23 protein-coding genes are annotated in these 25,655 nt (G+C 39.3%); 2 read left to right on the top strand and 21 right to left on the bottom strand.

The window, feature by feature from the left end:
- The first annotated feature begins 111 nt into the window (after nt 1-111).
- Together pulA and QA539_RS04325 are read left to right on the top strand one after the other, a co-directional pair.
- Nucleotides 112-2,151, top strand: coding sequence for a type I pullulanase (gene pulA, locus QA539_RS04330; RefSeq protein ID WP_419895526.1), 2,040 nt, complete (start codon nt 112-114; stop codon nt 2,149-2,151).
- A 79-nt stretch (nt 2,152-2,230) separates the two neighbouring features.
- Nucleotides 2,231-3,877, top strand: coding sequence for a phospho-sugar mutase (locus tag QA539_RS04325; protein ID WP_419895525.1), 1,647 nt, complete (start codon nt 2,231-2,233; stop codon nt 3,875-3,877).
- A gap of 56 nt (nt 3,878-3,933) precedes the next feature.
- Here the strand turns inward: QA539_RS04325 and QA539_RS04320 are convergent, their stop codons facing one another.
- The 21 genes from QA539_RS04320 to ftsZ all read right to left on the bottom strand — a co-directional run bounded on the left by QA539_RS04320 (nt 3,934) and on the right by ftsZ (nt 25,647).
- Nucleotides 3,934-4,653, bottom strand: a complete 720-nt coding sequence (locus QA539_RS04320; RefSeq protein ID WP_219494540.1) for a hypothetical protein — start codon at nt 4,651-4,653, stop codon at nt 3,934-3,936.
- A 63-nt stretch (nt 4,654-4,716) separates the two neighbouring features.
- The gene (pyrE, locus tag QA539_RS04315) at nt 4,717-5,328 is read right to left on the bottom strand and encodes an orotate phosphoribosyltransferase (protein WP_419895524.1); all 612 of its coding nucleotides are present in this window, start codon (nt 5,326-5,328) and stop codon (nt 4,717-4,719) included.
- Nucleotides 5,318-6,016: an orotidine-5'-phosphate decarboxylase gene (pyrF, locus tag QA539_RS04310; RefSeq protein WP_419895523.1), complete on the bottom strand. Its 699-nt coding sequence runs from the start codon at nt 6,014-6,016 to the stop codon at nt 5,318-5,320. Before pyrF ends, pyrE begins: the two co-directional genes overlap by 11 nt.
- Complete coding sequence (locus QA539_RS04305; protein WP_413474417.1) at nt 6,013-6,930, bottom strand: dihydroorotate dehydrogenase; 918 nt, start codon at nt 6,928-6,930, stop codon at nt 6,013-6,015. Before QA539_RS04305 ends, pyrF begins: the two co-directional genes overlap by 4 nt.
- Nucleotides 6,927-7,685 carry a dihydroorotate dehydrogenase electron transfer subunit gene (locus QA539_RS04300; protein WP_219494533.1) on the bottom strand — a complete coding sequence of 253 codons (759 nt, stop codon included), beginning with the start codon at nt 7,683-7,685 and terminating at the stop codon, nt 6,927-6,929. The genes QA539_RS04305 and QA539_RS04300 overlap by 4 nt, the downstream gene beginning before the upstream one ends.
- An 11-nt stretch (nt 7,686-7,696) precedes the next feature.
- The gene (carB, locus tag QA539_RS04295) at nt 7,697-10,870 is read right to left on the bottom strand and encodes a carbamoyl-phosphate synthase large subunit (protein WP_219494531.1); all 3,174 of its coding nucleotides are present in this window, start codon (nt 10,868-10,870) and stop codon (nt 7,697-7,699) included.
- Nucleotides 10,863-11,957, bottom strand: a complete 1,095-nt coding sequence (gene carA / locus QA539_RS04290) for a glutamine-hydrolyzing carbamoyl-phosphate synthase small subunit (protein WP_419895522.1) — start codon at nt 11,955-11,957, stop codon at nt 10,863-10,865. The genes carB and carA overlap by 8 nt, the downstream gene beginning before the upstream one ends.
- Nucleotides 11,950-13,233: a dihydroorotase gene (locus QA539_RS04285; protein WP_419895521.1), complete on the bottom strand. Its 1,284-nt coding sequence runs from the start codon at nt 13,231-13,233 to the stop codon at nt 11,950-11,952. Before QA539_RS04285 ends, carA begins: the two co-directional genes overlap by 8 nt.
- A gap of 11 nt (nt 13,234-13,244) precedes the next feature.
- The gene (locus QA539_RS04280) at nt 13,245-14,126 is read right to left on the bottom strand and encodes an aspartate carbamoyltransferase catalytic subunit (protein ID WP_419895520.1); all 882 of its coding nucleotides are present in this window, start codon (nt 14,124-14,126) and stop codon (nt 13,245-13,247) included.
- A gap of 11 nt (nt 14,127-14,137) precedes the next feature.
- Nucleotides 14,138-15,448, bottom strand: a complete 1,311-nt coding sequence (locus QA539_RS04275) for a uracil-xanthine permease family protein (protein ID WP_419895519.1) — start codon at nt 15,446-15,448, stop codon at nt 14,138-14,140.
- A gap of 106 nt (nt 15,449-15,554) precedes the next feature.
- Complete coding sequence (gene pyrR, locus QA539_RS04270; RefSeq protein ID WP_133418592.1) at nt 15,555-16,079, bottom strand: bifunctional pyr operon transcriptional regulator/uracil phosphoribosyltransferase PyrR; 525 nt, start codon at nt 16,077-16,079, stop codon at nt 15,555-15,557.
- A 155-nt stretch (nt 16,080-16,234) separates the two neighbouring features.
- Nucleotides 16,235-17,140, bottom strand: coding sequence for an RluA family pseudouridine synthase (locus QA539_RS04265; RefSeq protein ID WP_219494521.1), 906 nt, complete (start codon nt 17,138-17,140; stop codon nt 16,235-16,237).
- Entirely contained in the window at nt 17,127-17,618 is a 492-nt protein-coding gene (lspA, locus tag QA539_RS04260) for a signal peptidase II (RefSeq protein ID WP_099483238.1), read from the bottom strand. The genes QA539_RS04265 and lspA overlap by 14 nt, the downstream gene beginning before the upstream one ends.
- Before the next feature lie 136 nt (nt 17,619-17,754).
- Nucleotides 17,755-20,499, bottom strand: a complete 2,745-nt coding sequence (ileS, locus tag QA539_RS04255; RefSeq protein ID WP_419895518.1) for an isoleucine--tRNA ligase — start codon at nt 20,497-20,499, stop codon at nt 17,755-17,757.
- Between the two features lie 250 nt (nt 20,500-20,749).
- Entirely contained in the window at nt 20,750-21,316 is a 567-nt protein-coding gene (locus QA539_RS04250; RefSeq protein ID WP_219494518.1) for a DivIVA domain-containing protein, read from the bottom strand.
- Between the two features lie 14 nt (nt 21,317-21,330).
- Nucleotides 21,331-22,104, bottom strand: a complete 774-nt coding sequence (locus tag QA539_RS04245) for an RNA-binding protein (RefSeq protein ID WP_419895517.1) — start codon at nt 22,102-22,104, stop codon at nt 21,331-21,333.
- Between the two features lie 74 nt (nt 22,105-22,178).
- Entirely contained in the window at nt 22,179-22,472 is a 294-nt protein-coding gene (locus tag QA539_RS04240; RefSeq protein WP_419895516.1) for a YggT family protein, read from the bottom strand.
- Nucleotides 22,469-22,990: a cell division protein SepF gene (locus QA539_RS04235; protein ID WP_219494513.1), complete on the bottom strand. Its 522-nt coding sequence runs from the start codon at nt 22,988-22,990 to the stop codon at nt 22,469-22,471. Before QA539_RS04235 ends, QA539_RS04240 begins: the two co-directional genes overlap by 4 nt.
- Nucleotides 22,991-22,999: 9 nt before the next feature.
- The gene (locus QA539_RS04230; RefSeq protein ID WP_419895515.1) at nt 23,000-23,662 is read right to left on the bottom strand and encodes a YggS family pyridoxal phosphate-dependent enzyme; all 663 of its coding nucleotides are present in this window, start codon (nt 23,660-23,662) and stop codon (nt 23,000-23,002) included.
- A complete protein-coding gene (gene pgeF, locus QA539_RS04225) occupies nt 23,640-24,446 on the bottom strand; it encodes a peptidoglycan editing factor PgeF (RefSeq protein WP_419895514.1) in 807 nt (268 codons plus the stop codon). Before pgeF ends, QA539_RS04230 begins: the two co-directional genes overlap by 23 nt.
- Nucleotides 24,447-24,513: 67 nt before the next feature.
- Nucleotides 24,514-25,647, bottom strand: a complete 1,134-nt coding sequence (gene ftsZ, locus QA539_RS04220) for a cell division protein FtsZ (protein ID WP_086042291.1) — start codon at nt 25,645-25,647, stop codon at nt 24,514-24,516.
- Between the last annotated feature and the right edge of the window lie 8 nt (nt 25,648-25,655).

The raw sequence follows: 25,655 nt of genomic DNA, 5'->3' as shown, positions 1-25,655 counted from the left end.
TCTCTATATTATACCCTTTAAATGAATAAAATTTCCTATATTCAAAATATTTTTACTTTTATATTTTCCATGTTACACGTTATAATATTAAACGAGTAGGAGGTTTTACCATTGCAAGCTTATATAGATGATTTTAATCTCATAACCGTTCAATCAAATGTAAAATTAAATGGACATTTTCAAATCGATAATGATGGTATCTTCAAACTAGAATTGATGAAACAATTTAAACTTGAAAATAACTACTATTATAAATTGAAGATGTCACATCCTATACATCTGTCTCAAACATATCATATATTATATGACGGGCAAGAAATTCCATTATTCATAGGAGATATCACGAGAACCTCAAATTTTGAATCAGCATTTAGTGCACTGGATGAAACCCTCGGTGCAACGATTAAAGATGATAAGACGACATTCTCTGTATGGTCACCAGTTGCGCAGTCTATAATCGTCGTAACAGATGACCATACGTATGAAATGACTCGTAAGAACAACGGTACATATACCGTTGTCGTTGATAATAATCTCCATGGTATTTCCTATCAGTACGAAGTCATGATCAACAACAAGAAAATACGAGTGAACGATCCCTACGCTAAAGGATTAACTGTCAATAGTACGAAAAGCGTGGTCATCGATATGAATCAAGTGCAAGACTTTCCTTCTCAATTTCCAGAAATAGAACGTAATGATGTCATTATTTATGAAGTCCACACAAGAGACTTCTCGATGCATCCGAATAGCGGTATACAGCATAAAGGCAAATTATTAGGGTTAATCGAAGAAGGAACCTCAACCCATACGGGGCATACTACTGGCTTTGATTATATAAAATCATTAGGCACCAGTCATATTGAATTATTACCCGTAAACGATTTCGCTCGCGTTGATGATATTGATTTCACGTCCAATTACAACTGGGGATATGATCCGGAATTCTATCAGACGATTGATGGCAGTTATTCTACAGACGCGGTGCATCCTGTGAAACGAATCGAAGAATTAAAGATGGTAGTACAGAAATATCACGAAGCAGATATGGGTGTGATTTTAGATGTCGTCTTTAATCATGTATATAAGATGGAGACTTCTCCATTTGAACAGCTCGTGCCAGGATATTATTTTCGCTATCATAAAGATGGTACATTAAGCAATGGCACTGGGGTTGGAAACGATGTTAAGACAGAACGCGTCATGATGCGTAAATATATATTGGATACATTAGAATATTATATTGATACCTTTAAGATCGACGGCTTCCGTTTTGATTTGATGGGTGTTATTGATATTGAGACGATGCAGCATATCGAAAGATTGATTCAAAGTAAGAATAAATATGGCTTTATCCTAGGTGAAGGCTGGAATCTATATAGTGCAATGCCGGACGCTATAAAGACGATTCATGAGAATATCGATCAAGTCCCTGACGTTCATTTTTTTAACGATTTCTTTAGGGACACATTAAAAGGGAACAATTTCGAACTTAAGGATCGAGGCTATTTCAACGGAAAAGGGCGATACTATGAAAGAATGTTCACACTCTTCACAGGACAGACAGGTATCCCAGCCAAGCAGTCGATTAACTACGCAGAAGTACATGATAACCATACATTATTTGACCGCATCAACTATACGACTCAGACCGATATACAGTTGCAGCATAAGATTCATCAGATGATTACAATCTTCACCATTCTGTCACTAGGGACTCCTTTCATCCATGCTGGACAAGAGTTTTTTAGGACAAAATATGGGCATGGTAACACATACAACTTGAGTGATTTCATCAATAGAATCGACTGGAACAGAAGAATCAAATATGACAAAGAACTTGATGTCATCAAACAAGCCATAAAAATAAGACGTACTTATGAAATATTTAAGGTTCAGACGCTTGAAAATAAGTCAAAACGTATCATACAACTTAACATTGACCAGCCTTTATTCGGGGTATTGCTTTTCGATAGAAGATATGAGTTTATACTTCTTTTTAATCCTACAGCGATCAATTATGACGTATCCTTACCAAGAATGGGTCAATATGAAGTAGTACTGACGAATGAAAGCACTCAACAGAAGCTCGTCCAGTCACAAGTGACATTAAATCCGTACCAATGTCTGCTACTAAAAAAGAATTTTTAAATAAATTGTCAGCATATCAGTGGTCGGCGCATACAATTCATGATTTAATGAAGTTAATCTATATAAGGAGATGGAACATTTGACAAATCAAAGTACATGGGAAGCACATATCGATGATAGTTTAATCAGTATTGAAGCTTATGAAAAGTTATCTGAACAGGATAAGCAAGAGGGTTATGTAGGCAATTTATCTTTTGGTACAGCTGGTATTCGAGGTAAGATTGGACTTGGACCGAACCGTCTGAATAAATACACGGTGCAGAAAGTAGCAACAGGCCTTGCACAGTATCTCATTGAACTTAAAGCAGAACCGAGCGTGGTCATCGCATATGATACGAGACATTTCTCTCCGGAATTCTGTGATGCAATTGCTGAAGTATTAGGTCACCATAATGTTAAGACATATATCTTCGACAGATATCATACGACACCTGAATTGTCTTTTGCTGTGCGTCACCTAAAGACCGATGCAGGCGTAATGATAACTGCAAGCCACAATCCACCTGAATATAACGGGATTAAGATCTATGGTCCAGATGGCGGACAGCTGGCGCTTGAAGCTTCACAAAAGGTAAGTGCTTTTATCGATGATATTGATGATGTATTTGCACTTAACTCTACAAGTAAAGCTGAACTGCTAGCACAAAGTAGGATTGAATATTTAGATGATAGCATAATCAATGCCTATAAATCGGAAGTTATTTCACTCGTCGAAGATATCCCGGCATCTGATCTTAAAGTCGTTTTTACAAGTTTGCATGGTACAAGTGTACCGATCATACCTGAACTATTAGATGCACTTAACTTTACGCAATATGAAGTGGTTAAGGAACAGGCGATTCCAGATGGCGATTTTACATCTGTAAAATCTGCGAATCCAGAAGATCATGACGCATTTGATTTGGCTGTCAATTACGCGAAAGCCTCAAATGCAGATCTAATGATTGCGACAGATCCGGATGCGGATCGTATGGGAATCGTTGCATATGTAGATGGCAAATTTCATTATTTCAATGGGAATCAAATAGGCGCTTTACTCCTCCACTATCGTATTCAGTCTACTAAAACGACTGAAAATCGTGCTGCAGTAAAATCCATAGTAACGAGTGACCTTGGCCGCAAGATTGCTGAAGCAAACAATGTAAAAATGTTTGACGTCTTAACAGGTTTTAAATTTATAGCAGAGAAGATTGCTCAATTTGAATCTTCTTTAGCGTATAACTATATATTTGGCTATGAGGAAAGCTACGGTTATATGGCCGGTCCATTTGTACGTGATAAAGATGCTGTTCAAATCGTCCCGCTCATTATCAAACTGGCAAGTGAGCTCAAGAATGAACAGCGTACAATTGTAGACCAGATGAATGACATTTATTCTAAATATGGTCATTATCAGGAGAAATTATTCTCCCACACCTTTGAAGGCCAAGAAGGCAAAGCACATATCGAAAAGATAATGAGTGAAAGCCGTGCCCAATTCCCTTCTGAAATAGCAGGTCAAAAAGTTATCCGTGTTGATGATTATCTTGCACAGACTTCTTATGCTGATGGTTCTGAAACAAAGATTGAGCTCCCGAAAGCTGATGTGCTAAAGTTTCATTTTGAGAATGGATGGATTGCACTACGTCCATCAGGTACTGAGCCGAAAATCAAGCTATACATATCAATGATTACAGATGATATCGCATCACTTGCAGAAGAAATGAACCAGGCTTTCTTCAATTAATTACTAAATAAGCACTTGAAACCTCAGAGGCTTCAAGTGCTTATTTAGTACTTTATTTACACAGAAGGAACAAACTTAAAGAAGTTCAGCCATGGCATGTCTCTAGTAATATAAATATAGCTCACCATAATGATGATATATAGAATATGCAACGGGAAGACATCAATCTCTATCTTGTTCATCTCTTTATATGTAAAGAAGAGTTTGATCGGCACTGTCATAATAATTAAAAATCTTATCGTATAGATGATCATGACGAATTCTGGGCGTAGATACACACAAAGCAGCTCGATAAGCATAAAGAAATTGTACAGCGTATAGTAGCTGATCGTATCTACAAATACTTTATAGAAGTTATTACTCCGATTTAAAGCAAGCATCTGAATTAAATACGTCATTAGAATAGCGATTAAAGCAAATGTACCCCCACTGACTACATAATTAATGCCTTCCAGATTATTAAACGTACGTAGGTGAAATGCACCAAGCAGATAGAGCATACACAAGAAGATACAGTAGTTACTAACCGCAAAATAAAAATATTTACTACTTTTGCTGTTATCTATTATTTTATTCGGCATGACAAATGAGCGGTAAGCATAGTTCAAGAAAGAATCGATATGGTAATCAAATTCTTTAATCGGTTGCTTTACTTGTGCGATTACCTGTTTTCTTTTGCTGGTCTTTACATGTTGCTGGTCCAATGAATCGTTGACAACGTTCTTTCTATCGTCATCTTCTTTAATAAACTTATTAATGTGGTCCCATTTGCCCATTCTCTCACCTCAAAAAAATAAAAACTGTTTAATGATAGTATACATTAAACAGTTTCTTTTTGCTTATAAGTTATCACGCCAGTTAATTAATCCTTCAATATCACTTTGTTCAATCTCCCCTGTCTCACTTGCAACCTCAACGAGACTATCGAAATCAGAAAGCGTATAGTATGGATATCCTGCTTGTGCTAATCTTTCTTTCCCTTTGCTTAATCCGTATGTAAATATTGCAACGATGCCTAATACATCCGCACCATGCGCTGTTAATGCATCCGCTGCTTCAATCGCTGATCCCCCAGTAGAAATTAAATCTTCTACGACAACAACCTTCTGCCCTTCTAATACACGGCCTTCAATCTGATTCCCTTTACCATGTTTTTTACTGGATGAGCGCACGTAACTCATCGGTAAGTTCATCTTCTGTGCAGTAAATGCTGCATGTGGAATACCTGCAGTCGCTGTTCCTGCTAATACCTCTACATCACTGAAATGTGTTTCAATCAAAGACTTTAAACCTTCAGCAATCTGATCTCGTACCGCAGGATAACTCATTGTTAATCGATTATCACAGTATATCGGACTTTTAATTCCTGAGGACCAGGTAAACATATCATTCGGTTGTAATGATACTGCTTCAATTTCTAGCAATGCTTTTGCGATTTCTTTATTTAACATCTGTTTCCCACGCTTTCTTTATTTGATGATATTTTGCGACTGGATTTGTATCTTGTGTAATTGAACGCCCGACAACGATATGTGTTGCACCATTCAATTTCGCAAATTCAGGCGTTGCAATGCGTACTTGATCGCCTTTTGCATCTTCAGGTGTACGAATACCCGGCGTTACTTTCAAGAATGATGCCCCTAATGCATCTCTAATCATTGCACTTTCATTTGCCGAACATACGACACCATCAAGTCCAGACTTCTGTGCTAACGTTGCATAGTTTAAAATACTGTCATTAATGGAAGACTGAATGTTCTGCTCCTGCTGCATCATGAGTTCGGAAGTACTTGTCAGCTGTGTCACTGCAACGAGTGACGCAGTGCTACCGCTATCACGTAACCCTTCTAAGGCACGCTGCATCATGATGGAGCCGCCAGCAGCATGTACATTCACCATCTGAATATCTAGATTTCCTAATCCTTTCATTGCCTGACCTACTGTATTCGGAATATCATGCAACTTTAAGTCCAGAAAGATCTCATGACCTTGATTACGAATTTCTTTTATGATATCCGGGCCATTCTGTAAATAAAGTTCCATCCCTACTTTAACAAATAATGATTCATTGAACGGCTTTAAAAATATTCTTACGGCTTCCATATCTTTAAAGTCTAAAGCTATAATGGGTTTTGTCATTTCACTGCCTCCTGTGTACGTCCTTTTAATTCATGAATATGATTAGCACCCAATTTATCTAAAAGACCTGGCAATGCATCAATGATATCTTTACAAACTGTTGGATTCTGGAAGTTAGCTGTACCAACAGCGACGGCATCTGCACCAACTGAAATATAATCGATAACGTCTTGTGCTTCTGTAATGCCACCCATAGCGATAATCGGAATATTCGGCAATGCGCGACGCACTTCATAAACCATACGCATCGCAACTGGTTTAACAGCAGGGCCACTTAACCCTCCGATTACGTTAGAAATAATCGGAGCACCCGTTCTTTCATTGATCCTTAACCCTACTAATGTGTTAATCATCGTAATACCATCGGCATATTCAGCAACTGCACTCGCCATCTCTACAATGTTTGTAACATTTGGAGAAAGCTTGACGTATACTGGAACACTTGATACTGCTTTAACTTTACGCGTTAATTCCTTCGCAGTGTCAGGATCAGTCCCGAACTGTATACCGCCTTCCTTAACGTTCGGACATGAAATATTAAGTTCAAGTGCACACACATTCGGAGCCTTTGAAATCTTCTCTGCAACTTCAACGTAATCTTCAACTTTAGAACCTGCAACATTTGCGATGATGGGTGTTTCAAATTGTTCCAGCCACTTCAGTTCATGCTGAATAATATGGTCGACACCTGGATTCTGCAATCCTATCGCATTGATCATACCACTTGATGTTTCTGCAACACGCGGCGTCGGATTACCGAATCTGCGTTCTGGTGTCGCAGCTTTAATCATTATTGCACCGAGTTCATTTAAGTCCATAAACTGTGCATACTCTTTACCGAAAGCAAAGCATCCACTCGCAGGCATGACCGGGTTTTTTAAGTTCAATCCTGGTAGTTCAATATTTAATCTCATAGTGCAAGTGCCCCTTTCTCAAATACTGGGCCGTCCGTACAAATCTTCACGTAGCCATCTTCATTATCCGCTTCACATACACATGCATAACATGCCCCGATACCGCATCCCATACGCTCTTCCAATGAAACAAAACCTGGCGTATGTGGTAACGTCTCCTGTATCGCCTTAATCATGACGATTGGACCACATGTATAGAACGTATCATAGTCGACCGGTATCGCATTTATAACATCTGTTACAAAACCTTTCGTACCATATGTCCCATCAACTGTCGCAACATGCGTCGTACCAAGCGCTTCAAACTGTTTAATATAAAACATATCTTCAGCCGACTGAAAGCCGAGCACGTGGATTGTTTTAATGCCACGTGCATTGAGTTGCTTAGATAATTCATATAATGGTGGTACACCGATACCTCCACCGATGAGTAATGCTGTTTTCTGTGCAGCTTCTACTGGAAAACCATTCCCTAGTGGTGCTAATATATTTACGCTATCACCTGATTTCAGTTGTGATAACTGCGTTGTACCTTTTCCTTCAGCACGATATAAACACGTTAAAGTCTGTGCCTGTTGATCTACTGAGCAGATAGAAATTGGACGTCTCAGCATAAACTCTGAACTGTTGCCAACACGCATATGCACAAATTGTCCCGGCTTTGTCATGTTTTTTGTAATGTCACCTTGTAAAACGATTTCGTATATATTTCTTGCGATACTTGTTTGTTTAACGACTCGCATCTCTTCCTGCATCAATAGACCCCCTACATTTGATTCATATTAAATGTCATGCTTTCAATGACTTCAAGTAATGCTCGTGCTGTATCAAGAGATGTTAGACATGGTACACCGTTATCAACTGAATCACGACGAATCTGGAAGCCATCACGTTCAATTTGCTTCCCTTTCGTCATTGTATTGATGACAATCTGGACATGTCCGTCACGAATAACATCAAGTAAGTTAAATTCGCTACCAATCTTACTCACTTCAACAACCGGAATATCATTTTCTTTAAGCAACTTCGCTGTACCACTCGTTGCCATAATGCGATAACCTACTTCATGGAAACGTTTTGCAAGCCCTAGTGCTTCTGCTTTATCTTTATCAGCAACTGTAATAAGCACAGTTCCGTGATCCTTAACTTGAAGTCCACTTGCAACCAGCCCTTTATATAGTGCTTTTTCTAACGTAATATCTTTACCCATCACTTCACCTGTAGATTTCATCTCAGGTCCGAGTGTAATGTCAACATTTTTAAGTTTAGAGAAGCTGAATACCGGCGCTTTGACATAAACACCTTCTTTGTAAGGAACAAGTCCGTCTTTGTAACCTTTAGAAATTAACGATTCACCTAAAATTGCTTTCATCGCTAAGTTTGCCATCGGTACGTCAGTAATCTTACTTAAGAATGGTACCGTACGGCTCGCGCGTGGGTTTACTTCAAGCACGAATACTTCATCATTACTAATAACATATTGAATGTTCAGTAATCCTTTAATCTCTAAACCATGTGCTAAACGTTTCGTATAGTCTTCCAGCGTCGCAATTTGCTTTTCAGTTAATGTTTGCGGTGGATATACCGCAATCGAGTCACCTGAGTGAACCCCTGCACGTTCGATATGTTCCATAATGCCTGGAATTACGACCGTTTCACCATCACAAATCGCATCAACTTCAATTTCTTTACCTGTTAAATATCTATCGATTAATACAGGATGCTCAGGACTCGCTTTAACAGCTTGCGTCATATAATTGATTAGTTCTTCTTCGTTATAAACAATTTCCATCGCACGTCCACCGAGTACATATGAAGGACGCACAAGGACAGGATAGCCGATAAAGTCTGCATTTGCTACTGCTTCTTCAACAGAAGTTGCAGTTTTACCCAGAGGCTGAGGAATTTCAATTCTCTGCATTAACGCTTCGAATTCTTTACGATCTTCCGCACGGTCTAAATTTTCTAAAGATGTTCCTAATACTTTCACACCATATTTCGTAAGTTTTTCAGCTAAGTTAATTGCTGTCTGTCCACCAAACTGAACTACAACGCCTTCTGGCTGCTCCAGGTTAATGATGTTCATCACATCTTCTTCCGTTAAAGGTTCAAAGTATAGTTTATCTGAAATAGAGAAATCTGTTGACACTGTTTCGGGGTTATTGTTAATGATAATTGCTTCATAACCTGCTTCACGAATTGCCCATACGGCATGCACAGTTGCATAGTCAAACTCTACCCCTTGACCGATACGGATTGGTCCAGATCCAAGCACGACAACTTTCTTCTTATCAGAACGAATAGATTCATTTTCAGTTTCGTATGTGCCATAGAAGTAAGGCGTATTCGATTCAAATTCAGATGCACATGTGTCCACCATTTTGTAAACAGGCAGAATATTGTTTGCATGACGGATATCATAGATTTCTTTTTCTGTCATATTCCAGCGATGGGCTATCACTTTATCACTGAATCCGTATTTCTTAGCCCAGATTAAGTGATCGATATCACCGACATTGTCCTTTAAGTCATGCTCGATATCAATGATATGCTGGAACTTATTTAAGAAGAAATAATCAATTTGTGTCATCTCATGAATCTCTTCTAAAGTCACACCTCGACGGATTGCTTCACCGATGAAGAAGAGACGCTCATCATCTTGTTCACCGATTCGCTGTTTAATGAAATCAAGTTCAAAGTCTTCACCGTTTGGTAATCCAAGGTGATGTACACCATACTCTAACGAACGAATTGCTTTAAGCAATGACTCTTCATATGTTCGTCCGATCGCCATAACTTCACCAGTCGCTTTCATCTGCGTACCTAGCACACGTTCACCTTTTTCAAATTTATCGAATGGGAAACGCGGAATCTTAGATACAACGTAATCAAGCGCTGGTTCAAATGCAGCATAGCTTGTACCTGTTACTGGGTTCATCATCTCATCAAGCGTTAATCCTACAGCAATCTTCGCGGCAAGTTTCGCAATCGGGTAACCTGTAGCTTTAGATGCAAGCGCTGACGAACGTGATACACGTGGGTTTACTTCTATAATGTAGTAATTGAATGAATGGGGATCCAGTGCTAACTGTACGTTACATCCACCCTCTATCCCTAATGCACGGATAATCTTCAGCGATACGTCACGTAACATATGATATTCTTTGTCTGTCAACGTCTGACTCGGTGCGACAACGATCGAATCTCCTGTATGAATTCCAACTGGATCGATATTCTCCATATTACATACTACGATGGCATTATCGTTTGAGTCACGCATCACTTCGTATTCAATCTCTTTATAACCTGCAATGGATTTCTCAATCAAACATTGTGTCACAGGTGAATACTTCAGACCATTTGTCACGATTTCAACGAGTTCTTTTTCATCGTGACAGATACCGCCTCCTGTTCCCCCCATCGTGAATGCTGGACGAACGATTACCGGATAACCGATACTTGTCGCAAAATCAATCGCCTGTTGAACCGTATTAACGATATCACTTTCAGGGACAGGCTCATTCAATTCATTCATTAAGTTACGGAATAAATCTCTGTCTTCCGCTTGTTCTATTGAAGATAATTTCGTTCCAAGCAGCGTAACATTATTTTCTTCCAGAATTCCTGCTTCATGCAGCTGAACCGCCATGTTTAATCCTGTCTGTCCACCAAGTGTCGGCAGTAATGCATCTGGCTGCTCTTTACGAATAATACGTGAGACAAAGTCTAACGTTAAGGGTTCGATATAAACCTTATCTGCAATTTCAGTATCCGTCATTATCGTTGCAGGGTTTGAGTTCACTAATATTACTTTATATCCTTCTTCTTTTAATGCAAGACATGCTTGTGTACCTGCATAGTCAAACTCTGCAGCTTGTCCAATAATAATTGGCCCTGAACCGATTACGAGAATTGTTTTGATATCATTACGTTTAGGCATTTGTGACACGCTCCTTATTTTCTTTCATTAAGTCGATAAACTGATCAAATAAATAGTTTGGATCATGAGGACCTGGTGACGCTTCTGGGTGATACTGCACCGAGAATGCAGGTAATGCCTTATGCTTCAGCCCTTCTACTGTTCCATCGTTTAAAGCTGTATGTGTAATTTCAAGGTCTGTGTTTTTGATCGATTCCGGATCCACCGCGTAACCATGATTCTGAGATGTGATTTCAATCTTACCTGTCGCTAAGTTTTTCACTGGATGGTTAGCACCACGATGTCCAAACTTCATCTTGAATGTCGTTGCACCACTTGCGAGTGCGAACAGCTGATGTCCTAGACATATACCGAAGAATGGAACTTTTCCTAAAATCCCTTTTATCATTTCTATTCCTTCAGTTACAACTTCTGGATTCCCTGGTCCGTTCGACAGCATTACACCGTCCGGTCTCAGCCTGATAATCTCCTCAGCTGTTGTCGTATATGGCATTACTGTTACATCACAGCCACGTGAGTTCAGTTCACGGACAATGTTTTCTTTCTTTCCGAAATCGATAAGCACGACACGCAGATCGTTACCTGTAGACACATATGCACTTTTTGTTGATACTTGCGCAACTTCATCTGTAGGTAGCGTTTCTTCTTTCAAACGTTCAATTGTCACATCAATATTACTTTCATCATTGATGATGGCAGCTTTCAGTACCCCGTGCTGACGGATTATACGTGTTAATTTTCTAGTATCTACACCGTCGATACCTGGAACATCATAGCTTCTTAATGTCTCATCCAGTGTTGCCATATTGCGGAAGTTACTCGGCAAATCACATGCTTCACGCACAACCATACCTTTAAGAGACGGGGTTAGCGTTTCGAAGTCGTCACGGTTAATACCGTAGTTTCCGATTAACGGATAAGTGAATGTAATGATTTGTCCTGTATATGACGGATCTGATAATGTCTCCTGATAACCTGTCATCGCAGTATTAAATACGATTTCTCCTACTACCTCTTTGTCACTTCCAAATCTATATCCTTTAAATGTAGTGCCATCTTCTAATACAAGATATCTTTGTTTACGCATGTTGCCCCTCCTGATAAGCGATTTGTCCTTCGACAAGTGTTAGCTTCACATTGCCGTAGACATGTTCTCCGATAAATGGTGTGTTGTTTGACTTTGATAAGAAGTCTTCAGCTTTAATTTCATATTCCTCGTCGAGATCAATGACTGCGATGTCTGCAATACTACCAACTTCTAAAGATTTGCCGTATGGTAAATCAAACACTTGACCTGGTTTTACTGCTAAATAGTCAATAAGCTGGCCTAATGTCCAATCCTCATTTTTAACGAATTTTGTATATAACAATGGAAATGCTGTTTCACTGCCAACGATACCAAACGGTGCTTTTATCATCGGCTGATCCTTCTCATCTGCAGCATGAGGTGCATGATCTGTTGCGATAAAGTCGATTGTGCCGTCAAGTAATGCCTCTATCAATGTCTGATGGTCCTCTTCACTACGAAGCGGTGGATTCATCTTAAGAATCGCATCATCTTCTGTAATTGCAGTTTCATTCAGTAATAGATGATGGGGCGTCACTTCTGCCGTCACTTTAATGCCTGCACGCTTTGCGTCACGTATGACACGCACACTTTCTTTACTCGATACGTGGCACACATGATAGTGACAATCCGCTGCTTCAGCTAATAGTACATCTCGAGCAATCTGTACAGCTTCACAAATTGAAGGAATACCAGGAATATTAAGGGCTTTTGATACTTTCCCTTCATGCATTGCACCACCATAAATGAGTGAATTATCTTCACAGTGGGCAACAATCGCCATATTAAGTTGTGCAGCCTGCTGCATCGCTTCATACATGATAGATGCTGTCTGTACACCGACACCATCATCTGTAAAAGCAAATGCACCGTGTTCTTTTAGCGCCTTAAAATCCACTAAGTCTTTTCCAAGTTGTCTTTCGGTGATAGATGCATACGGTAACACACGCACCTTCGCATTCTGTTTAATCGATTGATTCAATGCTTCAATATGTTCCACACTATCAGGAACTGGTCGTGTATTCGGCATCGGACAGACTGTTGTAAATCCACCGCGTGCTGCTGCACGTGTGCCTGTCTCAATCGTCTCCTTATGTTCACCACCAGGTTCACGCAGGTGAACATGTACATCAACAAAGCCCTGCGTTACAAACTTACCGTCAAGGTCAATAATCTCTGAATTATAGACGTTTAACTTTTCACCCATCTCGACTATTTTCCCGTCTTCTATTCGAATATCCTTTGAAACAAGTTCATCATTAACTAATACTTTTCCGCCTCTTAATAAAGTTGACATATTCAACACTCCTATCGATTATTTTCAATGACTTGACTTAAAATACTCATACGTGTGTAGACACCGTTTTCCATCTGCTTAAATATACGTGACTTCGGCGCTTCGACAAGTTCACTATCAATCTCGACACCCCGATTCACTGGGGCCGGATGTAATATAATAGCGTCCTCCTTCAATCTATCATACCTTTCTCTTGTTAACCCATACATCCTGTTATAGTTGACTTGAGAAAAGTTTGAAGCATCTTCGTCATGACGTTCATGCTGCACACGTAGCAGCATACAGACATCAACCTCTTCAATCGCATCATCAATCCTGACATATTCAGCATCCAATGAATGATCCTGCCAAATTTCAGGTGCAACAAATTTAACTTGTGCACCTAGACTAGAAAGCGCATGATAATTACTTCTTGCGACACGTGAATTTAAGATATCTCCACAGATGATTATCTTCAATCCTTCAAAATTTCCATATTCTTCATAGATGGTCATCAAATCCAGTAGACACTGTGTCGGATGCTGACCGCTGCCATCTCCTCCGTTGACTACCGGTATGTTAAGGCACTTTAACTGCTCGTAATAATTATTCTCAGGATGTCTGATTACCAGCACATCGCACCCAATACGCTCAAGCGTCTTACAAGTATCATACAGACTTTCACCTTTCGTTACACTTGAAGTACTCGTTTCAAACGGTATGACTTGCAGGCCGAGCTTTCTCTCTGCCATCTCGAATGAGCATTTTGTACGTGTTGAATTTTCAAAGAAGAGATTTGCCGTATAAATATTTTCATAGCGTTTTATTTCACCATTTTTAATCATTATTGCACGTTCAATCGTGTGCATAATTTCATCATTTGAAAGTTCAGTAATCGAATGCAGATGTTTCATTATTCCACCCCTTAATAGTCTTCATGTACTTTTGATTCAGGTAATATCGCATTAAGTAATATTCCAGCCAGTGCTGCGAGCGCCATGCCTTCGATGTTCAAGTTGATTTGACCGACACTAAAGTCAAGATGTGCTTTACCGATACCCAGCACTAATATGACTGAAGCAATCACTAAGTTACGCTTATCCCCAAAATCCACTTTGGATTCGACGAGCATTCTTAAGCCACTTGAAGCAATAATCCCGAATAATAATATTGAGACACCACCCATAACTGGTGTCGGAATACTTGATACGAGGGCTGTAAACTTACCTACAAATCCAAGAATCACGGCAAGTGCTGCGGCCCCTCCGATGACCCATATACTATAGATACGTGTAATCGCAAGCACCCCGATGTTCTCACCATATGTCGTGCTCGGTGGTCCACCGATAATTGAAGCAAGCATCGTTGAGACACCGTCTCCAATTAAGCTGCGATGTAATCCCGGATCTTTGAAGAAGTTACGTCCGACGATCTTATTGATCACAACTTGGTGACCGATGTGTTCACTCACTGTTACGAAGACGATTGGCAGCATAATAAGGACAAGCATCCAGTCAATACTCGGTGTATAGCTTACGAACGGAACATGTACGTCCGGAAGCTGGAACCATTTTGCTTTTTGAATGCCACTTAAATCTACGATCCCAAGACCTAATGCTGTGATATATCCGACAATTATGCCAATGAGTACTGGAATGATTGACAGGAAGCCTCGAACGAGCACCGAGAAGATAATCACTGTAACGAGTGTTGCGAATGCAATAAATAAGTATTTAATGCTATACCCTTCCATCGTCCCACTATTTGTATACATCGCCATGTTTACAGCTACAGGTGCTAGTCCAAGTCCGATGACCATAATAACAGGCCCGACAACAACAGGTGGCAGTAATTTAAGCAGCCAGTTCACACCTACGAACTTGATGACTATTCCGATAATCACATACATCAGACCACTCATAAAAAGCGCCATCAACATTTCACCTAGACTATGTGTTTTTAATCCCACAATAATCGGTGTGATAAATGCAAAGCTTGAGCCAAGATATGCAGGAATCTTTCCTTTAGTAATCAATATATAGAGCAAAGTTCCTAACCCTGAAGCAATAAGCGCTGCTGACACAGGTAGCCCCGTCAGAAAAGGTACAAGTACAGTTGCACCAAACATTGCAAATAAGTGCTGAGAACTTAAGAGTAACCACTCACTTGCTTTCGGTTTCTCATGCACATCTAAAATTGGTTCAACTGTTCGTTCATAAATTTCTTCGTTTGTCATAATATCCCTCCATATAATAAAAAAAGTCTCTTTGCGTACGCAAAGAGACTTAAGTGTCTGTTATCACTTAAACCCTTTGCTGGTCTCTCGTACCAATTTAAAAGGATTACTTAATATATACTTGTGTTTTGTCGTCAACTTCATCCAGCATGACAACAATTTCTTCACTTAATGCTGTTGGAATATTCTTACCGATAAAGTCTGCACGAATCGGAAGTTCACGATGCCCTCTATCTATTAACGTAGCTAAGCTGATACGTTTTGGACGTACATGATCAAGTATCGCATCGAGCGAGGCACGCACTGTTCTCCCTGTATAGAGCACATCATCAACGATGACAACATGTCTATTATTCATATCTGTATCAATCGTATATGCAACGACGTCCTGTGAGACACGATCTGTCACATCATCACGATATTGTGTTACATCTAATACACCTGTAGGCACAGTAATTCCATCAATCTTCTCAATTTTAGACTGAATGCGTTGTGCCAGATAAATACCACGCGTTCTAATACCGAGTAATACAAGGTCATGTGCACCTTTATTGTTCTCTAATATTTCATGTGCGATTCGCGTCAACGTGCGGTCAATTGCCTTGTCATCAAGAATAATACGCTTATCCATAGTGTCCCTCCTAAAAAACCTCACGCCAAATAGACGTGAGGTTTTCTCGACGCCTTATAAGTCTCTCTGGACTTATTTAAAAGCTTAACGTGATTTATTTAGATTAATACTAACACTCTAAAATGTTTTGTCAATCGAAAAAGTAAAATTACACACTATTTTCTTAACTTTGTCAGCAGTTCTTCAAAGTATTCTGGAAGCGGTGCACTGTGTTCAATATATTCTCCAGTAACAGGATGTTCAAAGCCTAATACGCCTGCATGTAACGCCTGTCCACCGATATCCATCGTCTTCTTCGGACCATATTTCGGGTCTCCGACAAGTGGAAAACCGATATGCTTCATATGCACACGAATCTGATGTGTACGACCTGTTTCAAGCACACATTCTACAAGTGTATACTTATCAAATGTTTCAAGCACATTAAAGTGTGTAACTGCGTGTTTACCATTGTCAACAATAGCCATTTCCTGACGGTCTTTCTGATTACGCCCAATCGGCGCATCAATTGTACCAAATTCATGCGGAATCACGCCATGAACTAATGCCGTATATTTACGCGTAACGGATTTATCCACGAGCTGATCGACTAGACCACGATGTGCAATATCATTCTTGGCAATCATCAATAGTCCTGAAGTATCCTTATCGATACGATGAACGATGCCTGGACGAATCTCACCATTGATACCTGATAAGTCTGTGATTGCATGCATCAATCCATTCACTAACGTTCCATCTGGATGTCCTGGTGCAGGATGTACCACCATACCTTTTGGTTTATAGACAATAGCAACGTCCTTATCTTCATAATAAATTTCTAAACCTAAATCTTGTGCTACGAGATCGATCTCTTCTACTGGTTTCTCAGTCACTGAAATTTCATCATTTAAACGCAGTTTATAATTCGATTTAATGACTTTGCCGTTCACTAAAACGAGATCGTTTTTAATCCAGTCCTGAATCTGACTGCGTGACCAGTCTGGATTTGCATCCGCAAGAAATTTGTCAATACGTATGCCTGTTTCTTCTTCGTTTATTTCAAAATTAAATGTTTCCATGTGATTTCTCCTCTTTTTGGTTAAATAAAAGCTCATAAAGTAAAATAAATACGCCGATTGTCAGACAACTATCTGCAACATTAAATATCGGAAAGTCATAGTTAATAATCTTCGTATCGATAAAATCAACGACATTCCCTCTAAATAATCTGTCGATAAAGTTTCCGATTGCACCTGCAAAAATAAGCATTAGTCCACACTGCATCAGTAAATTATCTGCTGCTTCCTTATAATAAAAATAGATAAGTGCAATGAGTACGATGATAGTAATAATATAGAAGAAGATCATCTGATTTTGAAGCATTCCCCATGCCGCTCCGTAATTACGATGAGAAGTTATTTGTAATACATCACCGATTACAGGTATGCTCTCTCCGATATTCATTGTCTTTACAATAATATATTTTGAAATTTGATCCATCAATATCAATATGGCGGTATATAAAGTCATTGGTATAATGCGATATTTACGATTCATGTCCTCACTCCAATCTTTGTTATTTTAACACATAAACGTCGTTTCGTCTTCAAACTTATTAGTTTACATAATATTTTTATTTAATTTTAAAATACTAAAAAAAAAAAAAAAAAACCAGGAGATCCTGGTTTTAATATTATTTAGATTCAAGTACTGATAAACATCTTGGACACACATGTGGGTGTGCGTGGCTTTCTTCTGTAAGTACTGTAGAGTAATTCCAGCAGCGTTCACATTTCTCACCTTCAGCATGCTTTACAAGTACGTTACTCAAGTTATAATCTGTTCCTTGCGGTTCATCAACAACTTCTGCATAAGATGTGATGAAGAGTTGATGCAGATTATCGAATGATTTGAGCAATGCTTGGTCCTCTTCGTTTTTCGCCTGAATATATACAGCCGCTTCAAGTGATTTACCGATTACTTTATCGTTACGTGTTTCTTCGATTGCTTTTAGTACATCATCGCGAATCTCTAGGAAATGATTCCATTTACCGATCAACGCTGTGTCTACAGTCTGTACTTCTGGCATATCTGCTAAATGTACGCTTTCTTCATCCACATGTGGCGTATGGCTCCAGATTTCATCAGCAGTATGTGGAATAATTGGTGCTAACACTTTCGTTAATGATGTCAATACTTCATAGACAACCGTCTGCATACTACGACGGACATGACTATCCTGTGCTTCGATATAAAGGATATCTTTACCATAATCCAGATAGAAGTTACTTAATTCTACGTTGATAAAGTTCTGTAACTCTTGATACATGAATAAGTAATCGTTATTATCATAATGTTTATGTGCATTATTAACGAATGTATATAATTTATTTAACATAAACTGATCAATCTCTACAAGTTCTGCATAAGGAACGGCATCCGTTGCCGGATTAAAATCATTTACATTTCCTAACAGGAACTTAAATGTGTTACGAATCTTACGATATACTTCAGAGACTTGCTTTAAGATATCATCAGAAATACGAACGTCTGCTAAATAATCTACGGACATTACCCATAGGCGGATAATATCTGCACCCATCTGTTTGACAACTTTCTCTGGTAGTACTGTATTTCCTAATGATTTACTCATCTTACGTCCTTGTCCATCCATTACGAAACCGTGCGATAATAATTTCTTATAAGGGGACTTGCCACGTGTAGCAACTGCTGTTGTGATCGATGAGTTGAACCATCCACGATACTGGTCACTCCCTTCGAAGTATAAATCAGCTGGGAATGATAATTCCGGACGCGCTTCCAATACACCACGGTGAGATGAACCTGAGTCAAACCAAACGTCCATAATATCTGTTTCTTTTGTAAATACTCCGTTCGGACTACCTGGATGTGTAAACCCTTCTGGCAATAAATCTTTCGCTTCTCTTTCGTACCAAACGTTTGTCCCATGCTTTTCAACAAGTGTCGCAACATGTTCAATTACCGCTTTATCCATGATGATGTCACCATTTTCGGCATAGAATACTGGAAGTGGCACGCCCCATACACGCTGACGTGAAATCACCCAGTCACCACGGTCACGAATCATATTGTAAATACGCGTCTTACCCCAGTCCACTTTAAATTCTGTTTCTTCGATTGCATCCAGGATATCTTGACGCACTTTATTAATCGATGCAAACCATTGTGGTGTGGCACGGAAGATAACTGGTTTCTTCGTTCTCCAGTCATGCGGATATGAGTGCTTGAAGAAGTCAAGTTTTAATAGGTGACCTGAAGCTTCTAACTTCTCAGTGATTACTTTATTCGCTTTGTCGTAGTACATCCCTTCAAATTCACCAGCTTCACTTGTGTAAACGCCTTTACCATCCACAGGTGAGATCACATCTAACTCATATTTCTGACCGATGATAAAGTCATCTTCCCCGTGTCCTGGCGCAGTATGTACACATCCTGTACCAGCGTCTGTTGTAACGTGATCCCCTAAGATGATTAAAGACTCACGATTGATAAATGGATGACGTGCTTTAACAAATTCTAAGTCAGCACCCTTGAATGTCTTCTCAATCTGAACACCTTCTTTTTCCCAGCCAACTGCATCACAAACATTATCTAATAAAGCCTGTGCTACGATATATGATGTATCATTTACACGTACTTGTACATAGTCTAAATCTTTGTTTAACGCAATCGCAACGTTAGCGGGTAATGTCCAAGGCGTCGTCGTCCAGATAACAAATTTCACATCATCATCGACTAAACCTTTACCATCTAATACATCAAATGCAACATAGATTGAAGGAGATACTTTATCTTGATATTCAATCTCTGCTTCAGCTAATGAAGATTCGCTTGAAGGCGACCAGTAGACAGGTTTTTTACCTTTATAAATATATCCTTTAGCAGCCATGTCACCGAACAGACGAATCTGCTCAGCTTCAAATTTTTCCTGCAATGTAATGTATGGATTCTCCCAGTCACCATTAACACCTAATCGTTTAAAATCGGACTTTTGTAATTCAATTTGTTCTAAGGCATATGCGCGACATAATTCGCGGAACTCCGCTTCAGACATTGATTTGCGGTCCACTCCTTTTTTCGTCAGTGCCGTTTCAATCGGAAGACCATGCGTATCCCATCCAGGTACATAAGGGGCATAGAATCCATTCATAGCTTTATAACGCATAATCATGTCTTTAATAATTTTATTTAATGCATGTCCCATATGAATCTGTCCATTTGCGTAAGGAGGACCATCATGAAGAACATAAGGCGTTCTACCTTCGTTTTTCTTTAATATTTTTTCATAGAGCTTCTTTTCATCCCACTGCGCCTGAATTTGGGGTTCTTTATTCGGTAAACCTCCACGCATCGGAAAATCTGTCTTCGGCATTAATAATGTGTCTTTATAATCCATAGTTCTTCTCCTTTAAAAAAAGCGAGTCTATAATCATTAATCAGGACGACAATTGCCGCGGTACCACCTGGATTAACTCTTACAGAGCTCGCTTTATGTTTAGTATGATTTTTTTGAGTAGAGTGATCTGATTAAAGGCGTTATGCCAAGGCTCACACTATCCCTCGTTCGCTTTCATAACAGGACTTCAATCCGGTTCTACATGTTTGTTATTTCTAATATTAACATGAAACTTTAAAAAACGTAAGTCCTAGTTTTCAGAAATTTCATTTTTATCTACTGATCCGCCACCTTGATTTACAGCTGGATCTATTTGAGGGGCAGCATCTTCTTGTAATGGACGTGTATCCAGTTCATAGTTAAGCAAATAATCCCAGTCTTCAGTTTTAAGAAGGTCTAGCTGCGCTTCAACTAACAGCTGGAAACGTGATCTGAAAATCTTAGATTGGCGCTTCATATCTTCTGTCTGATAAGCAATTTCACGCGCTTTTTGCATAGCATCATTCACGATGAGATCTGCATGACTTTTTGCATCCTTAATAATGACATCTGCCTGCATGCCTGCAGCTGCCTTAATTTCATCGCCTGCACGTTGTGCGACTAGGATAGCATCAGAAATCGTATTCTCTACATTCTTAAAACGATTGATATTCTCGTCTTTATCAGCAATCAGCTGTTCCAGCATCTTCTTTTCGCGACGTAATGTTTCAAGTTCATTGCTTAATTCTTCCAGATAGTTACGGACTTCATTTTCATTCAGACCTTTATGTACTACGTTGAACTGTTTTAACTTAATTTCTTCTGGACTATATTTCATTGTCTCACCTCGTACTATTGATTAAATAATGTTTTATATGTAATTCGGTTTTTATTCTTTTTCGTTAAATCTCCTATTTCAGTAAGCTGCGCACGACCATAGCCTTTAATTGAGAGTGTATCCCCAGACGCAATAACGAAGCTTACTTTATCTATTATAACATGATTTACCTTAATATGACCTGCTTCGATATGCTTTTGTGCTATCGCTCTTGATTTACGCATCATTTCAGCAACAACCACATCGAGCCTTAAACTAGAAACTGTGGCATGATGTGATTGATATGTTTCAACGGCCTCATTCAATGTATCTGCATCTATCGCAATAAGTTTTACGGTTGATCCTTTAAGTTTTGTCAGATGCTGTACTAGATAATCATTCAAATGAGAGGCAATTACAATCTGTAATTCGTCACCTGTAATTATATCCCCGAGATACTCACGTTTAAATCCAAGTTGCATGAGTGCACCAAGAACGTTGCGATGGGTTAACGTTACAAACTTCTGTGCATATTTCACTTTAAAGGCACTAACCTCGAAATCTTCTTGCTGTACTTCATAGTATTCTGGATAAATGAGTGCACGGACACGTTCTCTTTCGCCACTTCCACCATAAAAAGATACGTTTAAATCCGTTCTGTTGACGAGCGTCGTTAAAATAAACTGCTGTCTTGGATCTAAAAAGTGCGTGAGTATTGGTGCATACTGGCTTTTTGCCTGTGCGACCAGGTCTTCCAATACTTTAACAGTATCAATTTCTTCATATCTGAAATGCTGATAAATACTCATAAATTCCCTTTCCCAAACATAATTTACCGGTCATAATAGTTTATAAGTAACAAAGCTATCATAACCGGTACGACTTATGCCAAACTGTTTAATATGATGGTGAATATCGCTGCGATGCCTTTCATGAAAAAGCGCAAAACAATCAATGCCGCTATTGACGAAACATCAAACATACCTAGTGGCGGAATCACTCTTCTAAAGGGTTCTAGTATCGGCTCATATACCTTACTCATCATGCGACCAATCTTTGATTCTCTTGCTCCTGGCAGCCATGACATAAAGAAGTAGATGATCATGCCCCAGTAAAATATTTCTAAAAATAGCATTAAAAAATTAAATAGATTATAAACAATCATATATGTACTCATTCATTCTCCTCTTCTGGTGCCTCTAGCATTTCTGTTATCGTACCTGCCACTTCAACGTTGTCAGGTGTACACAAAAAGATATCCTGACCGATACGCTGTATATCTCCGCCAATAGCATACACTGTACCACTTAAGAAATCGATAATACGCTTTGCTGATATTTTATCGATTCGCTGCAGATTTACGAGCGTTGCACGTCTATTCTTTAATTCATCTGCAATATCTTGTGTGTCTGAGAATACGCGCGGTTCAAACAAACATACTTTTGAGCTTACATTCATTATATCATCATGCATATTAACAACATTCGCTTTCGTCACTTTTTCTTCATTCACTTTCATCTTAGGTTTCGATTGTTTTTGGAAACTTTCTGTACGTACAACCTTTTTTTCAGGAACATAAGTTTCTTTGACAACCTTTTTTTGCGCAGGTTCTCTTACTTTGTCACTTTGTTCCTCTACATAATCTTCTTCATCTTCATATGCAAAGAATCCTTTAAATACATCTTTAAAAGCCATTATATCCTCCTAACCGACGAGCTTCGTACCGATACGAATAAACGTCGCACCTTCTTCTACTGCAATCTGATAATCATTACTCATGCCCATAGATAATTCTGTACATGGTGCATAAGATAGGTGTGCATCCTGAACCTCCAGCTGCAGCTGCTTCATCGCCTTAAAATATGTTCTTAGTTCTGATTCATCTGCATCTGCTGGCGCCATCGTCATTAAGCCAACCACTTCAATTTGACTATAAGATGCTAAAGCATGAATAAAGTCCATCACTTCATCTCTCTTAATTCCGTGTTTACTCTGTTCATCGCTAACATTTACCTGTACAAAACATTTGATCGTCTTTTCAGCACGTTTGTCAATTTCCTTTGCAAGAGACAATCGGTCAAGTGAATGCAGATAATCCACCTGATTGATGACCTCCTTAACTTTACGTGATTGCAATGTGCCTATAAAGTGCATCGTCGCATCACCTAAAGCTTCACGCTTTTCCAGGAAGCCTTCAATTCTATTCTCGCCAAGATGACAGATACCTGCTTCCATCGCCTCTTTTGCTCGGTCTATTGTAACATATTTTGTCACTGCAATAATAGTCGGAGCTTTGTGATCATCAGATTTCTGAAGTGCACTTTCAATTTCCTGTTTAATTGTGTCAAGATTCTTTCTGACTTCCATTGTCATCCCTCTTTCCGATATAAGCTAACATCCTGCCGGTATTACCTGCTTCTTTTCGATATGAGAAGAAATCCTCATTTCCAGTTGAGGTACAGCGCTGTGAGACATGGATATGCGAAGCGGCAATACCAGCATGCTGCGCGATACGCCTATTGATTTCTTTCAGCTCTATTTCATACATATCACCATTCGGTATAAAGCAATCTTCCAGCTGGAGATTCAGTGACATAAACTTTGCTCTAATCTCATCATTAACGACATATGCCTTGCCACTAATCGAAGGCCCGATCACACAATGCAGATGTGTCTTATCACCTTTATATACATTAATGAGCTTTTCGGTGATCATTCCTACAGTACCACGCCAACCCGCATGTCCGAGCGCGATAAAGTTATCGGTCACACTATAGATATAGATGGGTACACAATCTGCAAAACACATGGTCAATAATACTTCTCTATCATATGTATAGAGGCCATCCACATCGTCCAGAGCAGTGGTCAATTCAGTAATATTTATCCCTCTGTCTTCTAATGAAACTTCTTTAATATGAGTTCCGTGCTTTTGAATTGGAAAGACCCACTTTGAAGTATCAAAATTGATTTCTTGAGCAACACGATGTTGATTGCGAGATACATTTTCTGGTGCATCTTCTATATATCTTGCCATATTCAAAGAAAGCTCTGGATAGTCACTGACACCACCATTGCGACCTGTAATACCAATTATATGTTCATCATCCTTATAGTTAAACGTAACAGCTTTTCTCTTAAATATATCCATAACGACCCCCAATATTGAAAAAGGAGTGGAACATGAGAATGGTCCACTCCTAATATTAAAGCCTTCATTATCTTCTTGATCGACGTGTTCTTGAACCACGATCTCGAATAAAGCTTGGTACATCTAGTCCTTCATCGTTTGATTGACGCTCTCTTGTTTCCTGTACGGGTGTTTCATTGCGCACTTCACGCTCAGGTGCTGGTGCTGAATGACCAAATGAGCTTGCAGGAGATACCGAACGTGTCGGTTTGTCATTAAATCCTGTTGCAATAACTGTTACAACGATTTCATCTTGTAATTCCGGATTAATAACCGTACCGAAAATCATATTTACATCTTCGTCAGCTGCGTCCTGAACGATATCTGCCGCTTCTTGTGCTTCGAATAAAGTCAATGATTCTCCGCCGGTAATATTCATTAGAACCCCTTGAGCACCAACGATTGACGTTTCAAGCAATGGAGAAGAGATTGCCTTTTTAGCTGCTTCGATTGCACGGTTTTCACCGCTTGATACACCAATACCCATCAGTGCTGAACCTTGGTTACTCATGATTGTTTTAACGTCTGCGAAGTCTAGGTTCACTTCCCCAGATACCGCGATTAAATCTGAGATCCCTTGTACCCCTTGACGTAATACGTTATCCGCTTCTTTAAATGCTTCCATCATCGGCGTTGACTTATCAACGATATCTAATAGACGATCATTTGGAATGACGATTAATGTGTCAACTGCCGCTTTCATTGCTTCAACACCGGCAGCAGCCTGTGTCTGACGTTTACGACCTTCAAATGAGAATGGACGTGTCACAACACCAACGGTTAATGCCCCCATCTCTTTGGCAATCTTAGCAACAACAGGTGCAGCACCAGTTCCTGTTCCGCCACCCATCCCAGCAGTAACGAATACCATATCCGCTCCTTGGATTGCATCTTCAATTTGTTCACGTGATTCTTCTGCGGCTTTCTTACCGATTTCAGGGTTTGCACCTGCACCAAGTCCACGTGTTAACTTTTCACCAATTTGAATCTTTGATTCAGCTTTAGATAAGTTTAAAGCCTGGCCATCCGTATTAATCGCAATAAATTCTACGTTGTTCATACCGTGATCGATCATTCGGTTGACGGCATTGTTACCGCCTCCACCAACACCGATAACTTTTAAAGTTGCTAAGTGATTAAAGCCTTGTTCAAATTCTAACATTGTTTTTC

Origin of the sequence: Macrococcus psychrotolerans (genome assembly GCF_038095555.1) — a bacterium.
GTDB classification, from domain to species: Bacteria; Bacillota; Bacilli; order Staphylococcales; family Staphylococcaceae; genus Macrococcoides; species Macrococcoides psychrotolerans.
The sequence above is the reverse complement of the archived record's forward strand: the minus strand, read 5'-3'. Positions and strand labels throughout refer to the sequence as shown.

Excerpts from the sequence above, each read along its gene's own strand:
- QA539_RS04320 (WP_219494540.1), bottom strand. The coding sequence starts at position 4,653 with ATGGGCAAATGGGACCACATTAATAAGTTTATTAAAGAAGATGACGAT.
- pyrE (WP_419895524.1), bottom strand. The coding sequence starts at position 5,328 with ATGTTAAATAAAGAAATCGCAAAAGCATTGCTAGAAATTGAAGCAGTA.
- pyrF (WP_419895523.1), bottom strand. The coding sequence starts at position 6,016 with ATGACAAAACCCATTATAGCTTTAGACTTTAAAGATATGGAAGCCGTA.
- QA539_RS04305 (WP_413474417.1), bottom strand. The coding sequence starts at position 6,930 with ATGAGATTAAATATTGAACTACCAGGATTGAACTTAAAAAACCCGGTC.
- QA539_RS04300 (WP_219494533.1), bottom strand. The coding sequence starts at position 7,685 with ATGCAGGAAGAGATGCGAGTCGTTAAACAAACAAGTATCGCAAGAAAT.
- carB (WP_219494531.1), bottom strand. The coding sequence starts at position 10,870 with ATGCCTAAACGTAATGATATCAAAACAATTCTCGTAATCGGTTCAGGG.
- carA (WP_419895522.1), bottom strand. The coding sequence starts at position 11,957 with ATGCGTAAACAAAGATATCTTGTATTAGAAGATGGCACTACATTTAAA.
- QA539_RS04285 (WP_419895521.1), bottom strand. The coding sequence starts at position 13,233 with ATGTCAACTTTATTAAGAGGCGGAAAAGTATTAGTTAATGATGAACTT.
- QA539_RS04280 (WP_419895520.1), bottom strand. The coding sequence starts at position 14,126 with ATGAAACATCTGCATTCGATTACTGAACTTTCAAATGATGAAATTATG.
- QA539_RS04275 (WP_419895519.1), bottom strand. The coding sequence starts at position 15,448 with ATGACAAACGAAGAAATTTATGAACGAACAGTTGAACCAATTTTAGAT.
- pyrR (WP_133418592.1), bottom strand. The coding sequence starts at position 16,079 with ATGGATAAGCGTATTATTCTTGATGACAAGGCAATTGACCGCACGTTG.
- QA539_RS04265 (WP_219494521.1), bottom strand. The coding sequence starts at position 17,140 with ATGGAAACATTTAATTTTGAAATAAACGAAGAAGAAACAGGCATACGT.
- lspA (WP_099483238.1), bottom strand. The coding sequence starts at position 17,618 with ATGAATCGTAAATATCGCATTATACCAATGACTTTATATACCGCCATA.
- ileS (WP_419895518.1), bottom strand. The coding sequence starts at position 20,499 with ATGGATTATAAAGACACATTATTAATGCCGAAGACAGATTTTCCGATG.
- QA539_RS04250 (WP_219494518.1), bottom strand. The coding sequence starts at position 21,316 with ATGAAATATAGTCCAGAAGAAATTAAGTTAAAACAGTTCAACGTAGTA.
- QA539_RS04245 (WP_419895517.1), bottom strand. The coding sequence starts at position 22,104 with ATGAGTATTTATCAGCATTTCAGATATGAAGAAATTGATACTGTTAAA.
- QA539_RS04240 (WP_419895516.1), bottom strand. The coding sequence starts at position 22,472 with ATGAGTACATATATGATTGTTTATAATCTATTTAATTTTTTAATGCTA.
- QA539_RS04235 (WP_219494513.1), bottom strand. The coding sequence starts at position 22,990 with ATGGCTTTTAAAGATGTATTTAAAGGATTCTTTGCATATGAAGATGAA.
- QA539_RS04230 (WP_419895515.1), bottom strand. The coding sequence starts at position 23,662 with ATGGAAGTCAGAAAGAATCTTGACACAATTAAACAGGAAATTGAAAGT.
- pgeF (WP_419895514.1), bottom strand. The coding sequence starts at position 24,446 with ATGGATATATTTAAGAGAAAAGCTGTTACGTTTAACTATAAGGATGAT.
- ftsZ (WP_086042291.1), bottom strand. The coding sequence starts at position 25,647 with ATGTTAGAATTTGAACAAGGCTTTAATCACTTAGCAACTTTAAAAGTT.